Raw genomic sequence first — 14,651 nt, 5'->3', positions numbered from 1 at the left:
CAGAAAAGCCGGGCATGCCCGGCTTTTCTTTTGCGCCCACTTGGTGGGCTCATATTGTCGAGATGACAGCGGACAGTTCTATGCCGTTGGCGCATCGGCGCGCATCAGCCCTTCCTTTTTGAGATCGGCCCAGAGTGCTGATGGCAGTTTCGCGTCGAGCAGCGACCGGTTGCTTTCGACCTCGCTCGGCCGCTGGCCGCCGGGGATCACCGACACGACCGAAGGGTGCAGCAGCGGAAATTGCAGTGCCGCCTCGATCAGGCGCACGCCGTGGCGTTTGCAGATGGCCTCGATGCGCGCGACGCGGTCGAGGATGTCCTGCGGCGCCTCGGAATAATTGTAGTGGGCGCCCCGCTTCGGCCCGGTTGCCAGGATGCCGGAATTATACGGCCCGCCGAGAACGATGCCTATGCCGCGCTTCTGGCATAGCGGCAGGAAGGACTGCAGCGCCTCCTGCTCCAGCAGCGTATAGCGCCCGGCTAGCAGGAAAAGGTCGAAGTCGCCACGCTCGGCAAGTGTCTGGGCAACCTGCCATTCGTTGATGCCGCCGCCGAACGCCTTGATGACGCCCTGATCACGCAAGGCCAGCAGCCCGTAATAGCCCGAGCGCATGAACTCCTCGATGCGTTGGTCCGAGGCCTCCTTGCTGCCATGCGTGAAGATGTCGACGTCATGCACGAAAAGGATGTCGATGCGGTCGACGCCGAGGCGCTCGAGCGAGGCTTCGAAGGAGCGCATGACGCCGTCATAGCTGTAGTCGTAGACCTCGCGGCGCGACGGCGTGTCGAAGAACTTGCCGATGCCGGTCCGTTGGTCCGGCGGGCAGGCGCGCATGATGCGGCCGACCTTGCTCGACAGCACGTAGTCGTGGCGCTTTTTCGAGCGCAGGAACGGATTGAGCCGCGTTTCCGACAGGCCAAGCCCGTAGAGCGGCGCGGTGTCGTAGTAGCGGCAGCCGACCCGCCAGGCGGTCTCCAGAGTGGCGTTGGCATCCTCGTCGGAGACGGCGCGATAGAGGTTTCCGAGCGGCGCCGTGCCGAAGCCGAGTTCCGTGAAACTGATGCCGCCATTGCCGATGCGGTCGAAATGCCGTGTCTTCATGTCCTGCCGTTTCCTCACCTACGCAATTGCCATGACACTATCACGCCTGGGGCGCTGCAAAAGCACTCCGAGCCGTTGGACACGAACTTTCACGGTGATAGCATGAGCAAAAACAAGCTGTTCGGGGAAAAAATGGCCCAAACATTCAGGCAAGTTTCGGGTTCCGGGAAATTGGTCGAACCATCGACCAATGCCGGCACAGATCGGTTCAGAATTGCGCTCGACGAGCTTGGCACTGTGCTGGCTCGGATCGGCGAAAGCCGTATCGACGCCGCCCGCCACACCAACATGGAGTAGGCGTCATGCGCTACGAGCTGATGCTGCCGCACCAGATCCGCAAGGCGATCGCCGAGAACTGGCCGGTCGCGCTCCCGCTCGGCGTGCTCGAATACCACGGTGAGCACATGGCCGTCGGCATGGATACGCTGGCAGTGGTCAAGATGCTGGAGCTGTTCGAAAAGGAAGCCGACATCGTCATCTTGCCGCCGTTCTACTATGGCGCGGCGAGCTACGCGGTGGCGCCGCCGGAGGGCAATGGGTCGGTTCAGGTCGGCGGCAGGGCGCTGGCCCCGTTCGGCGAAGAGCTGTTCTACAGTCTGCTGCGCGTCGGTTTTCGCAATATCCACGCCATCATCCACCACCAGACCGAGAACTTTGCCGCCGGCATGCCGACCGATCTCGCCTTCAAGACCGCTGGCCGCCAGGCGATCTTCCGTTTTCTGGAGAAGGAGCGCGGCGAGGGCTGGTGGGGCTCGGACACGATGGCCGGCTACTATGTCGAGCACGCCGAGGGCGGCAATTTCTTCAACTGGATACAAGTGCATCCGCTGATGCCGACGGTGACGGACGGCCAGTATCCGTTCGATCATGCCGGCATCGGCGAGACGTCGCTGATGCTGGCGCTGTGCCCGGAAGCGGTGGACGCCGGCCACTTTGCCGACAATACGGGATGGTACACGGCGACCGCCCCTGAGGCCTCGATGGAACTGGGGCAAAAGGGCGTCGCGATGATCCTCGATCATTTGAGGGCGATGTTGACGGCCTAGCGCGGCTCTGCCTTCTCCCGTTGTGGGAGAAGGTGGCCGAGCCCACGGGTCTTGCCTCCGGCAAGCCCGAGGACAGGCTCCGCTCGGTCGGATGAGGAGTGTTCCAGCTTGGCACCGATGGTGCTCCGTCCAGCACCCCTCAACCGTCTTCGCGCTACGCGCCGATCCACCTTCTCCCACAAGGGGAGAAGGGAAGAAGGAGCCGCTACTTCACCGCGCCCGCGGTCATGCCCATGATCAGATAACGCTCCAGCGCGATGCCGATGACGGCAAGCGGCGTGATCGCGGCGGTGGCGAGTGCGGCCATCGACCACCAGTTGATGCCTTGCGAGCCGGTCTGGCTCGCCACCATCACGGGAATGGTCTTGGCATCGGTCGAGGTCAGCAGTGCGGCGAAGAAATACTCGTTCCAGCACAGCACCATCGCCAGGATGAAGGCGGCGACCATGCCCGGCAGCGCGATCGGCATGACGATGCGGAAGAAGGCGCCCCAGATCGACAGGCCGTCGACGAGGGCTGCTTCCTCCAGTTCGACCGGGATCGAATTGAACTGGTCGCGCATGATCCAGATGACGATCGGCAGCACCATCAGCGTGTAGAGCAGGATCAGCCCGATGCGCGTGTCGAGCATGCCGACTTCGCGGTACAGCACCAAAAAGGGCAGGGCGAGCACGACCGGCGGCAGGATCAGCTGCGACAGGAAAAAGAAGGAGATGTCCTCATTCTTGAACCAGGCGAAGTGATAGCGGTAGCGGGTGAGGCCGTAGGCCGCGAGACTGCCGATGACAATGGCGAGGCTCGACGCGCCGACCGAGGTGATGACGGAGTTCATGAAGCGCTTGATGAACTCGTCGCGCACCGTCGAGGTCCGGAAGATCGAGTCCGGCGACAGGCCGAGCGAGCGCCAGCCCTTCCAGTCCGGCCGGAAGTCGACGAACGGGATGAGATGGCCCTGGGTGACGTCGACCGCGGTTTTGAACGAGGTGGTTATCGTCCAGTAGATCGGGAACAGGCAGATGAAGGCCCAGAACGCCAGCGCGCCATAGATGAAGACGCGGTTGGCGAAAAAGCTCGCCGGCGAGCGGATTTCGGAAGCGGCATACTCGGTGGTCTGAACGCTCATGTCGCTGCCCCTATCAGTTGACGTTGCGCACGAAGCGGTTGGCGAATTTCAACAGCCACGTCACGAACACGATGATGATGATGAGGTAGGCCATCGCCAGCATGGTGCCGTAGCCGACATTCGAGCGGTCGCGATACTCGCGATAGATGAAGCTCGATACGGAATCGGTCGCGCCGCCCGGGCCGCCCGAGGTGACGGTGATGATGATGTCGGCAAGCTTCAGTTTGAAGATGATGCGCAGGATGATCGCCGTCACCGACACCGGCAGCATCAGCGGGAAGGTGACCTGCCAGAAGGTCTGCCAGGCATTGGCGCCGTCTACCCTGGCCGCCTCTAGCACCTCGCGCGACATCGCCTGAAGGCCGGCGAGCAGCATGATCATCATGAACGGGATGAACGTCCAGGCATCGAGCACCATGATCGAGATGCGTGCGGTGATCGGGTTTGAGAAGAAGGCGGGATTTTCCCAGCCGAGCTGGCGCGCCAGGGTTGCGGCCGGTCCGAACCGGTATTCCATCAGCGACTTGCCGATCATCCACGACACGGCGACCGGCGACAGCATCAACGGCATGAGGAAGACGACACGGAAGAATTTGCGCGCCCTGATCTGTGCGTTGAGCAGCAAGGCAAGGCCGAAGGCGATGACATATTCGACCAGCACCGCAAGCACGTAGAGCACCATGTTGAACAGCGCGTTGCGGTAGTAGGGGTCGGCCAGCATCTGCCAGAAATTGTCGAGCCCGTTGAACTTCCGGCCGGAGAAAGAACTGAGGTTCCAGTCGGTCAGCGCGATGTAGAGGCCGAACAGCGTCGGGAAGATCACCATGGCGACGGTGAACAGCAGCGCCGGCAGCAGGAACAGCGCGCGCTGGCCGTCTTCGCCGCGTGTCAGCACCTGGCCGATGCCGAGTGCTGTACCCCACAGCACATAGGCATAAACGACCGGCCGCCAGGTCTCGAAGCCGACTGCATTGACGTCGGTCTTGTACAGGATCTGAACTGCGATCACCGCCAGAAGGCCGAGCGTCGCAGCAGCCATCAACGCCCGGCCGAGCCGCTTGCGGCCCGGCGATATCAGATCGGATGGAGCGGCGTTTGCCGGCCACGCATTGGTGGGCAAAGTCTGGTCAGCCACGCGTCTCGTCCGTTCACTGAAGGCTTTTATGACCGGCTGGCCGGTCAAGCTGCGGTCCGGCGGCTTCGCGTCGCCGGACCACGGTTCCTAGAATCTCAGCCTACATGCCAAGCGAGGCCTTGTAGAGCTTGATCTGGTTTTCGCGGCCGATCTGGTCGGTCAGCTTCTCCCAGGCGGCCGCAATGGCGTCGGCGCCTTCCTGCGCCGTCATCTTGCCGGCAAATGTGTTGGCCAGGATGTCCTCGGCGGCACTGTAATATTGGAAGATGCCGGGGATGCGCGGCTCGATCGCGGCGTTCGGATGGTTGTAGCTGTCGGCCTCCGACTTCAGATACGAGGTGATGAAAGCCTCGTCGTAACCGGCCGCCACCCATTCCGGAATGTCGAAATGGGAGTTGCGGTAGGGCTGGAATCCGGACGGATATGCCGCGCACCAGAGAGACAGGTCCTTGCCGCCGAGATGGGCCGCGGCCGACCATGCCGCCTTCTTCTTCTTTTCGTCGCTGTCGACCCGGGCCATGACGTAGACGCCCCAGCCGAGATAGGCGCAGTTCGGCGCATGGTTCGGGCCGCTGGCCAGCTTGTCCCATTGGCCGGTCTTGGAATTATAGACGTCGTCCGAGCCTGGCAGGATCGAGAAGCCGGTGACGTCGCCTACGACCGAACTGTCGTTGGTCTTGACGTTGGAGCCGACGTCGCCCCACCAGGTGACCATCGAACCGGTGCCGGCCAGGAATTGCTGGAAGGCGGTGGTATTCGGGTCGGCGTTGATCTGGTCGGCGGGCTCGGAAGGCAGCGCGTCGATCACGTCCTGGATCGCCCGCACCCAGGCCGGATTGTTGATGCGCGGCTTCATCGTATCGGCATCGAACAGCCAAGCCTTGTCGTCAGGATGCTTGGCATAGGCGCTGGCGCGGCTGCCGAGGAAGTAGAAGCCGAAGCCGCCCCACGCCTTGGGCGCGTCGAGATAGCCGAAGACATCCTGGCCCTGGAACTGCTTGCCCTTGAGGAACTTGGTCACCGCCTGCACCTGCTGCCAGGTCTTCGGCACGCCCCATTCGCCCCCGCCGCCGCCTTCCTGCCACGCCTTGGCGAGGTCGGCATCGGCAAACACGTCGGTGCGGTAGTTGAAGTTGTGCGCGTCGCCGTCGACGGTCACGCGATATTGCTTGCCGTCCCAGGTGCCGACCGGTGGCTGCAGATAGGCCACGACGTCCTTCATGTCGATCTGGTCCTTGACCCAGTCCGGCATTTCGGAAGTGAGACCCTTGCCGCAGACGTCGCCTTCGAACGGCGCGCCCATCTCGATGATGTCGAAATCGACGGTGCCGGTGGCAATCGACTGCTGCAGCCGGGCGTTGTAGTCCGCCTGCGCCAGGTCGATCCAGTTGATCTTGGCGCCGGTATAGGTCTCCCACGGCTTCAGGAAGCCGCGAAACAGCACATTGTGCAGGTTCTGGTTGTTGAGCCCCATGAAGGTGAGCTGGACGCCGGCGAATTCGCCTTCCTTGACGCTGGCCTTGGTCGCCTCCAGGCAGAGCTCGCCGACCTGCTGGAAGTCGGCATCGGTCGGCTGGCCCTTACCGACACCGGGGATCTGCAGGATCTGCGCGCGCAGCTCGCCTGCGGCGGAAGCAGGGCGCGTCAGTGCACCAAGCCCGGCGCCGGATGCCGCTGCGATCGCGGCCATGCTGGCCGCGCCCTTGAGGACATCGCGGCGAGTGGCTCCCGCGCGCATAAATTGGTTGTAAAGGCTGACTTTCATTTCGTTCCTCCCAGAATCTCAATGGTGATTGTTTCGGGTGTATGGAGCGCTGGACGTGTTCCCCAACAACAGCGACTCCTGGAAATAGGGCCCAAGTTTTCCTCCCGCGACACTTCGATTTCCGTAGTCCGAACTAGTGTGCCGGCGCGCCCGGAACAGGGTCAAACCCGAGCCCTTTCACTATTCTCACAACCAAGTGCCGTGTCAAACGAGAATGGGGTTTTTTATCTATAAAAGACTGACTTGCCCTAGCCGTTTGCGTTGTTTAGCTTCACCGCAACGAAAGGGGGGCCGATGGCTCAAGTCGCGATCAGCAATGTGGCCAAGGCGTTCGGAACCGTCAAGGTCCTGCACGATGTCAGCGTCGACATCGCCGACGGGCAGTTCGTGGTGCTGGTTGGCCCTTCGGGGTGCGGCAAGTCCACGCTGCTCAGGATGGTGGCCGGGCTGGAGACCGTTTCCGGCGGCACGATCGCCATCGGCGATCGTGTCGTCAATCATCTGCCGCCGGCCAAGCGCGACATCGCCATGGTGTTCCAGAACTACGCGCTCTATCCGCACAAGACGGTCGAGCAGAACATGGCCTTTGCGCTGAAGCTGCGGAAGACCGATCCGGCTGATGTCGCCGAGCGGGTCAAGCGCGCCGCCGATATCCTCGACCTCAATCCCTATCTCAAGCGCTATCCGCGCCAGCTCTCGGGCGGCCAGCGCCAGCGCGTCGCCATGGGCCGCGCCATCGTGCGCAACCCGCAGGTGTTCCTGTTCGACGAGCCACTGTCTAACCTCGACGCAAAGCTGCGCGTCCAGATGCGCACCGAGATCAAGGAACTGCACCAGCGGCTGAAGACCACCACCATCTATGTCACGCACGACCAGATCGAGGCCATGACCATGGCCGACAAGATCGTCGTGATGCGCGACGGCCGCATCGAGCAGGTCGGCGCGCCGCTGGAACTGTTCGACCGGCCGGCCAATCTGTTCGTCGCCGGCTTCATCGGCTCGCCGTCGATGAACCTGCTCAAGGGCGTGGTGCGCAAGGGCGACAAGCCTGTCGTCGAGATCGCCGGGACGCCGTTTCCGATTGCTGCGAACAGCGCCGTGGAGGATGGGCGCAAGGTCGTCTACGGCGTACGGCCCGAGCATCTCGAAATCCACCCCGACGGCGTGCCGGCGAAGATTTCCGTCGTCGAGCCGACCGGTTCCGAAACGCTGGTCTTCTTGCGCTTCGGCGAGGGCGAGATGGTGGCGCTGTTCCGTGAGCGCCATGATTTTAAGCCGGGCGACACGCTGCATCTGAAACCCCGGCTCGACCAGGTCCATCTCTTCGACTCAGAGACCGGCCGTCGTCTCTAACACTTTGAATTTGCGCCTGAAAACCGAGAACACTTTTCGGGATCATGCCCCAGGTTTCGCATCAAAAAGCCCGTTCGGGAGGGAACTATGCTCAAAGGGATCAATCCGCTGCTCAATGCCGACGTGCTCCAGGCGCTGCGGGCGATGGGCCATGGCGACGATTTGATCATCGCCGACACCAACTTTCCCTCCGATTCGGTGGCGCGCCAGACCGTGCTCGGCCGGCTGCTGCGCATCGATGCGCCGGCCGCGGACGTGGTCAAGGCGGTGCTGTCGCTCTATCCGCTGGACAATTTCGTCGACGACGCGGCCGCCCGCATGGAGATCGTCGGCAAGCCGGACGAGATTCCCGCAGTGCAGACGGAAGTGCAAAGAGAGATTGACGCTGCTGAGGGCAAGGCCTGGCCGATGATCCCGGTCGAGCGCTACGCCTTTTATGAGCGCGCCAAGAAGGCCTATTGCGTCATCCAGACCGGCGAGCGCCGCTTCTATGGCTGTTTCGCCTTCCGCAAGGGCGTCGTGCCGCCGGACGGGGAGTAGCGGGATGCCAGGCAAGCCTGTCGTCATATTGGGCGTCTTCGTCGCCGATACCGCCTATCGCGCCCCTCGCCAGCCGCGCATGGGCGAGACGCTCCTTGGCACATCCTTCACCCTTGGCCCGGGCGGCAAGGGCTCCAACCAGGCGGTTGCGGCCGGCCGTCTCGGCGCCGACATCACCTTCCTGACGCGCCTCGGGGTCGATCCCTTTGCCGACATGGCCAGGCAAACCTGGGCGCAGGCCGACGTGAAGAGCGCCGTCATCGAGACGCCGGAAAGCTACACGGGTGCGGCTTATATTTTCGTCGACGAGACGACCGGCAACAACGCCATCATCGTCAGCCCCGGTGCGGCCATGCTGATTTCGCCCGACGATATCGAGGCCCATGCCGGCCTGATCCGCTCGGCCGGCGTCTTCGTCACCCAGCTCGAACAGCCGATCGAGGCGGCGTTGCGGGCGCTGGAAATCGCGCGCGGGGCAGGGGTGACGACCATCCTCAATCCGGCGCCTGCGGCAAAGCTTCCGGATCGCATCTACACGCTTTGCGACTATGTCACACCCAACGAGACCGAGGCCGAGGAACTGACTGGCATCAAGGTGTCGTCCATCGACGACGCCCGCCGCGCCGCCGACGGTCTGCTCCAGAAGGGCGTCGGCGCCGTTATCGTGACGCTCGGTGAAAATGGCGCGCTGTTGCACACGGCCAGCCGCTCCGACCATGTCGGCGCGATCAATGCCGGCCCTGTGGTCGAGACCACCGGAGCAGGCGACGCCTTCAATGGCGGCCTGGCCGCAGCACTTGCGAGAGGGGTGGAGCCGCTGCAAGCGGTCCGCTTCGCCTGCGCCGTCGCCGGCATCTCGGTCACCCGGCCCGGCACGGCGCCGTCGATGCCGACGCTGCAGGAGGTCGAGGCATTGCTCGCCAAGGGGTGAGGCCGCGCAGCCTCGCCGGCGCTCTCGACTTTAGTCCGTTCCGACCACGGTGACATATTAGTCACAGTTAATGTAAATCGGAAAACCCATCTTGCGTCATTGGCATAGGTGTCCCGTAATGGGTCACTGGGTCTGGCGCCGCAATTGCACGGTCAGCGATGCCGGGGGGCAATCCTGACCTGGCAAGGGGGGGTGATTGGGGGGCCCCGCCGCTTCGCAAATGGAGCGGCGGGGTCTTTCACGGCACCACCATCACAAGCCGCCGACGGATAGGAATGGCTGTGTTTTGCAATGCTCGCGGAGGCGATCTAGCCGCGAACGCCGGACAATTCGCGGACCTCTGCCCGCAGCGCCCGTAACTCCGCGAGGATGATGGCCTGATCGCTGTGCAGCGTTGCCCTGTCGGCCGATTCTACGGCCTCATGCTCGGCCTCCATCGCCGAAACAATCACGCCGATGAACAGATTGAGCACGGTGAACGAGGTCGCGATGATGAATGGGATGAAGAACAGCCAGGCGGTCGGATAGACCTCCATGACCGGGCGCACCACGCCGTCCGACCAGCCTTCGAGAGTCATGACCTGGAAAAGCGTGAAGAGCGATTCCGGTATGCCGCCGAACAGTTGGGGAAAGGACGAGCCGTAGAGCTTCGTCGCCATCACCGCAAAGACGTAGAACACCAGCCCGAGCAACAGCATGATCGAGCCCATGCCGGGCAAGGCGGTGATGAAGCCGGTGACGACACGGCGCAGCGACGGAACGATGCTGATCAGGCGCAGGACCCGCAGGATGCGCAGCGCCCGCAGCACGGAGAGCGAACCGGTCGCGGGGATAAGCGCGAAACCGACGACCAAGAGGTCGAAGATGCGCCATGGATCGCGGAAGAAATTCGTCCTGTAGACGACCACCCGGATCGCGAGTTCGAAGACGAAGACGCCAAGGATCGCGCGGTCGATGGCCGTTAGAAGCGGGCCAAAAACAGCAATCGCATCGGGCGAGGTTTCGAGGCCGAGCGTGACGGCGTTGATCAGGATCAGGACCATGATCGTGAGGTCGAAATGGCGCGATTCGATGAGCGATTTCAGGGCCAAGGCTTCTTCTCCGTTAGAGCATCGGACCCAAAGTGGGAACCGGGTTCGGGAAAATCCAATGCTCAAACGCATATGACAGGCCTGGAACGCAACAAATACAAAAAGTTGAAACTCTCAGGAAACCGAAAGTCGAAACTTTTGTATTAAGGAACCAAGGCCATCCGCGACCTCCAGCGTGACAGGCCCCGGTCGGAAAATGGCCTTCTGGCCCGCTGTCAAAGCCGATCGCTGCTCTATTTCGCTGTAGGGACCGCATTTTTCTACGGCAGCGCGAAGGATGAATCGGCACGCAGCGATCATCTACCAAGTCGCCAGGAACCATGCGGGGGAGCAGCGGGTTTGGCTTGGATGCCGACACGTTCGGTCCACCATTCTCCAAGGAGAATACGATGACATTAGCAAGCAAGACCACAGCAGTTGCCGCGGCGTTGGCTATGCTGGCTTCGCCGGCACTATCCCAGACGAGCTCACCTGCGCCCGCCGCACCTGCACCGGATCGTGGCTCAGAGCCAGCGCCGAGCGGGCCAACCGAAGACTCCATGCGCCAAATGATGCGTGAGATGATGACCGAGATGCTGGAGGAGAGAATGCAGGAGCATCGCCGCCCCCGAGCAGAACGACGAGGTGGCGATCGTTGGCATCGCGATTTCCGAAGAGGTCCGCATGACGGGCGCCGAATGGGAGGCGGGATGATGCATGGCGCACGGATGCGAATGATGTTCGCCATAGTGGACGCCGACGGCGATGGTGCGCTTTCTCAAACCGAGGTGCAGGATTTCATCGGGCGGATATTCAACGCCGTCGACGAGAACGGCGATGACAGCGTCGACAGGGAGGAAATTCGATCCTTCTTCCACGGAGGTGCCGACGAAACGGGTGAATAAGTCACTGCAAGTCTTGCGCGTTCCTGGACGAAAATTCGGGAAAGGAATTCGGAAATGGCTGGTCTCGTTGGCAAGTTTGTCGGGAAAACCCCGGCGCCTCGCCTGCTCAACGAGCATGAAACCACACGACTGATCGAAACCGCCCTGACGGAGTGTTTGAAGGTATCGACGCCGGCAGATGACGAACCGCCCCAGCTAGCTCAGAACGTCGATCCGCAAGCGGTGATGAGCCAAATCGAACAGGTTTCTGAAAATCTGACCAAGCGCTAGAATTTATCGGGTGCCCAGGGCGACCCAAATTTCTGAATTGCCGGTCCGGCATTCAGAGTTTTTTTCATTTCCAATCAGCTAAGTGATTGAAAATGGCGCGAGTGACGGGGCTCGAACCCGCGACCTCCGGCGTGACAGGCCGGCACTCTAACCAACTGAGCTACACCCGCGCAAGACGAGCACGGTCAGCCGTGTTCGTCGTTGGGGCGGTGGATAAGGCGTAAGCCACCGGGTGTCAAGCGGAGCGCAACAGCATAACAGCAAACAGGAGAAGGTTTTTTGACAAGCCGAATTTTGTTGCCGAAAACGACCAGCGGCGAGGGCATCGTGCGCTCATTTGGCCTTGCGAACCCCGTCCTAACTGCTTAAAGGTCCGCCCCGGAGCGGGCGATTAGCTCAGTTGGTAGAGCGCTTCGTTTACACCGAAGATGTCGGCGGTTCGAGTCCGTCATCGCCCACCATTTAACGCGTTGAAATTGCTAATTTTTATCTGCCGTTGATGATCATAGCCTGTTGGCTAAGCGTCGCGCTAGCTACAGTTTAGCAACAGAAGTCACGATGTCTTAGCGCAAACGGGAGATCATGGAGTTCTTGACCCTCTTTCGCTTTACCAGCGCCGAAGCCCTCCTGGGTATCGGCCGTCATGGACTAACGAGTTCCTGTCGCCCCATGTGCTGTCGATCCGTCGAATCTTGAACTGCTCCCAAGGGCAGGGGCAACTTGGGCGAGTTCGGTTGAGTCGAACTTAGGATGTGCGTGTCTCTGGCGATTGGGCCGATGTTCGGCATCAGACAGTCTCGGTAGCCCAGTCACTCCTTGCGTTTACTGCACAATTGCGCCACAGACGTCAGTGAAAGCGAGGCAAAAGTGCTGCTAAATCTGCGCTCTAGCACCGGCGAGACGATCCAGGTCCGCCTTCAAAGTACGTCGCCCTCTACTGACGCCACGTTGGAGTGGCGCTCGGCGCCGGACGAGCCCCAATTGACAATCCGTCAAGATGAGGCTGGCGTGACCGATGTCCGAAAGGCGTCCGAAATAAGTTCATCCGCTGAGGAAATACGAGAGCAGTTTCTCGCAGCTCTCTCGGAAGTGGCCATCACTGAGTCGGGTGGTATCGAATACCTTGAAGAGGGCCTGCCAGATGATGACGTTGATTTTCCGTATGACCCTGAGACAATAAGGGTCGACACCAAGCCATTTAATATCAGCCTAGTCTATGAAATGATCAAAGACGGGGATATTAATCTTTCTCCCGACTTCCAGCGGCAGTTTGTCTGGACGGATATAGGAGCTCGCAGTCGGCTCATAGAATCTATCATGCTCCGGATTCCGCTTCCGGTCTTCTACATGTCCCAAGATCGAAGCGGCCGCCTTCATGTTGTAGACGGGCTACAAAGGCTAACTGTAATCAGTCAATTTTTAGATAACAGGCTAAAGTTACGCGACCTTGAGTATCTAAAGGAAGAGGAAGGTAAGATCTTCCGAGACGATGATCCTGCAAAATGCATCGATCAACGGTATAGAAAACGGATCATGCAGACACAGATCATGTTCAACATCATCGATCCGCAGACTCCCACCGACGTGAAGTTTGATATCTTCAAAAGGATCAACCAGGGGGGGCGCCCCTTGAATGCTCAAGAGATTCGCAACTGCATGTCGGCGCCCGCAACTCGGGCGCTCATAGGGTCTCTGGCTACGTCGGAAGAGTTTTTAGCTGCTACACAAGCAAGCGTTGGCACTGTGCGCATGCAGAACCAAGAGCTGACCCTTCGTTTTTTAGCATTCAGGCTGACCCAACTTGGCTTGCTTGAGGCGTACTCCGGTAATATGGACCGTTTTTTAGACGATGCGACCGATACTCTCAATAACAACGAGTCCGTGCACGGAATTCTAGCTCGTGATTTCCGGCAAGCGATGCGGAATGGGGAGCATCTTTTCGGGCAATATGCTTTTAGGAAATGCCTCTCATCCGATTTGGAACCTGGAGCGCGTAGGCGATTGATCAACAATTCACTTTTTACGACATGGTCAGTGACGCTCGCGGACATCCCCGATGCCAGGACTCGACAGCAAGCCGAGGGAAGCTTTGCTACTTTGGTGGCCGAAGAGCTGGAAAGAGACCTTGCTTACTTGGACAGCGTCACCAGCGGTACAAACGACCGCCGACGCCTGTCGTACGCCTTCTCGGTCGCACGTCGCTTTTGTGAGGAACATGTTCGGTGATCCGTGAGCTGCAAATCGAGAACTTTAAATGCTTTAAGCGGGCGACTTTGCCCCTTTCGCCGATAACTATCGTCAGTGGCGGCAATGGGGTTGGCAAGTCCAGCATCATTCAGGCGCTGCTCCTTCTTCGGCAGGCTGCCGACCAATTGAGGGTCATTGAAGGCCTGGCTGGACCAGCAGTAAGCGGTCGCGCTGACTTTCCTGTACGGCTCAATGGCGCCTACCGCCTGGCGCTGGGAAATTCGCAGGTTGTCACCAACTCTGAGATCGAGTCGGCCGAGATCGTGTTGGGTGTGCGTTCAGACGCGCTCTTCGACGGCGGAGTAATGGCCGAAACGTTCGTGGCGGAGATGGTGTCGCCTTCCGTGACACTCACTTGCCGCCATGATGCAAAAAACACGGCGGCGATGCTGACACGTACTGGAGGCTCGCCGCTCTTCGCACGGGAATTTCATTACCTGATTGCCGAGCGAAATGGTCCTCGCGACCTTTCGGGTGTGTCGGATGAGGGATTCATCAGTACTGGATTCGCCGGAGAGTTCACTGCGGATGCCATAGACAGGGCTGAAAGCCTGTCGGTCGACGAAAGATTGCATATTACGCCTGGCTCCGACCTGTTCAAAGTGCAGCTCGAAGGATGGATGCGGCTTTTGGTGCCAGGTGTGAGGGTGGTCACAACGCGCTACCCAGAGATTAACCGAGTCCGAATGAGCATCGAGCGCGTAGGGGTAACCTCGCCATCGATGTCCCCGACAAACACCGGTTTTGGCATCAGCTACGTGCTACCGGTGATAGCAAGCGGATTGCTGGCCCGAGCCGGGACGATGTTGATTGTCGAGAATCCCGAGGCTCACCTTCATCCTGGAGCTCAGTCTGCGGTTGGGCAGTTTTTGGCGGGCGTCGCGTCTACAGGTGTGCAAGTCATCGTTGAGACGCACTCGGAAAATGTCATCAATGGGGTGCGCCTGGCCGGGATCAGAGGCCAGGTTGCTCCACGCGACGTAAAGTTCCTTTTTCTGGATGCGCAGGAAGGTAACACCGAACCTGTTGTGAGCCCGCTGTCGGTTGACGAATTAGGCGAACTAAGTGCATGGCCTCGTGGCTTCTTTGACCAGCAGACGAGAGATTTGGCACTTTTAATGCAGGCTCGCCGGGCTAAGCGAACGCCATCTCATTGAGATCAACG

General features: G+C 60.5%; 14 protein-coding genes and 2 tRNA genes. 10 read left to right on the top strand and 6 right to left on the bottom strand.

The window, feature by feature from the left end:
- Positions 1-78 precede the first annotated feature (78 nt).
- The gene (locus BQ8482_RS25295) at positions 79-1,101 is read right to left on the bottom strand and encodes an aldo/keto reductase (RefSeq protein WP_123150061.1); all 1,023 of its coding nucleotides are present in this window, start codon (positions 1,099-1,101) and stop codon (positions 79-81) included.
- Positions 1,102-1,203: 102 nt separating this feature from the next.
- On the opposite strand from BQ8482_RS25295, the gene BQ8482_RS25290 reads away from it, so the two are divergent.
- Positions 1,204-1,398: a hypothetical protein gene (locus tag BQ8482_RS25290; protein ID WP_208867832.1), complete on the top strand. Its 195-nt coding sequence runs from the start codon at positions 1,204-1,206 to the stop codon at positions 1,396-1,398.
- 5 nt (positions 1,399-1,403) lie between these two features.
- Positions 1,404-2,147, top strand: coding sequence for a creatininase family protein (locus BQ8482_RS25285; RefSeq protein ID WP_123150060.1), 744 nt, complete (start codon positions 1,404-1,406; stop codon positions 2,145-2,147).
- 205 nt (positions 2,148-2,352) lie between these two features.
- Here BQ8482_RS25285 and BQ8482_RS25280 read toward each other — a convergent pair whose 3' ends face one another.
- The 3 genes from BQ8482_RS25280 to BQ8482_RS25270 form a co-directional block, all read right to left on the bottom strand.
- Entirely contained in the window at positions 2,353-3,270 is a 918-nt protein-coding gene (locus BQ8482_RS25280) for a carbohydrate ABC transporter permease (protein ID WP_123150059.1), read from the bottom strand.
- A 13-nt stretch (positions 3,271-3,283) separates the two neighbouring features.
- Positions 3,284-4,405, bottom strand: coding sequence for a carbohydrate ABC transporter permease (locus tag BQ8482_RS25275; RefSeq protein ID WP_123150058.1), 1,122 nt, complete (start codon positions 4,403-4,405; stop codon positions 3,284-3,286).
- 100 nt (positions 4,406-4,505) lie between these two features.
- Complete coding sequence (locus tag BQ8482_RS25270) at positions 4,506-6,170, bottom strand: ABC transporter substrate-binding protein (protein WP_123150057.1); 1,665 nt, start codon at positions 6,168-6,170, stop codon at positions 4,506-4,508.
- 294 nt (positions 6,171-6,464) lie between these two features.
- Between BQ8482_RS25270 and BQ8482_RS25265 the strand changes: the two genes are divergently transcribed.
- The 3 genes from BQ8482_RS25265 to rbsK all read left to right on the top strand — a co-directional run bounded on the left by BQ8482_RS25265 (position 6,465) and on the right by rbsK (position 8,994).
- Complete coding sequence (locus BQ8482_RS25265) at positions 6,465-7,523, top strand: ABC transporter ATP-binding protein (RefSeq protein WP_123150056.1); 1,059 nt, start codon at positions 6,465-6,467, stop codon at positions 7,521-7,523.
- 87 nt (positions 7,524-7,610) lie between these two features.
- Entirely contained in the window at positions 7,611-8,063 is a 453-nt protein-coding gene (locus BQ8482_RS25260; RefSeq protein WP_095495871.1) for an RbsD/FucU family protein, read from the top strand.
- Positions 8,064-8,067: 4 nt separating this feature from the next.
- Positions 8,068-8,994 (top strand): ribokinase, encoded by a 927-nt coding sequence (gene rbsK / locus BQ8482_RS25255; RefSeq protein ID WP_123150055.1) that lies wholly within the window; start codon positions 8,068-8,070, stop codon positions 8,992-8,994.
- Positions 8,995-9,302: 308 nt separating this feature from the next.
- On the opposite strand, the gene BQ8482_RS25250 is transcribed toward rbsK, so the two are convergent.
- Positions 9,303-10,085: an ion transporter gene (locus BQ8482_RS25250; RefSeq protein ID WP_280178874.1), complete on the bottom strand. Its 783-nt coding sequence runs from the start codon at positions 10,083-10,085 to the stop codon at positions 9,303-9,305.
- 344 nt (positions 10,086-10,429) lie between these two features.
- Here BQ8482_RS25250 and BQ8482_RS37815 point away from each other — a divergent pair, with 344 nt between their 5' ends.
- A complete protein-coding gene (locus tag BQ8482_RS37815; protein WP_133254832.1) occupies positions 10,430-10,969 on the top strand; it encodes an EF-hand domain-containing protein in 540 nt (179 codons plus the stop codon).
- Positions 10,970-11,023: 54 nt separating this feature from the next.
- On the top strand, positions 11,024-11,239 hold the full coding sequence (locus BQ8482_RS25240) for a hypothetical protein (RefSeq protein WP_123150053.1): 216 nt from the start codon (positions 11,024-11,026) through the stop codon (positions 11,237-11,239).
- A 93-nt stretch (positions 11,240-11,332) separates the two neighbouring features.
- Here BQ8482_RS25240 and BQ8482_RS25235 read toward each other — a convergent pair.
- A tRNA-Asp gene (locus BQ8482_RS25235) sits at positions 11,333-11,409 on the bottom strand.
- A 215-nt stretch (positions 11,410-11,624) separates the two neighbouring features.
- Between BQ8482_RS25235 and BQ8482_RS25230 the strand changes: the two genes are divergently transcribed.
- From BQ8482_RS25230 to BQ8482_RS25220, 3 genes are all read left to right on the top strand, one after another.
- Positions 11,625-11,700, top strand: a tRNA-Val gene (locus BQ8482_RS25230).
- A gap of 406 nt (positions 11,701-12,106) precedes the next feature.
- A complete protein-coding gene (locus BQ8482_RS25225) occupies positions 12,107-13,465 on the top strand; it encodes a DUF262 domain-containing protein (RefSeq protein ID WP_123150052.1) in 1,359 nt (452 codons plus the stop codon).
- Positions 13,462-14,643, top strand: a complete 1,182-nt coding sequence (locus BQ8482_RS25220) for an AAA family ATPase (RefSeq protein ID WP_123150051.1) — start codon at positions 13,462-13,464, stop codon at positions 14,641-14,643. Before BQ8482_RS25225 ends, BQ8482_RS25220 begins: the two co-directional genes overlap by 4 nt.
- Positions 14,644-14,651 lie beyond the last annotated feature (8 nt).

It is taken from the genome of Mesorhizobium delmotii (assembly GCF_900149755.1).
Classification (GTDB): Bacteria; Pseudomonadota; Alphaproteobacteria; order Rhizobiales; family Rhizobiaceae; genus Mesorhizobium; species Mesorhizobium delmotii.
This window is presented reverse-complemented; position numbering and strand designations above follow the sequence as displayed.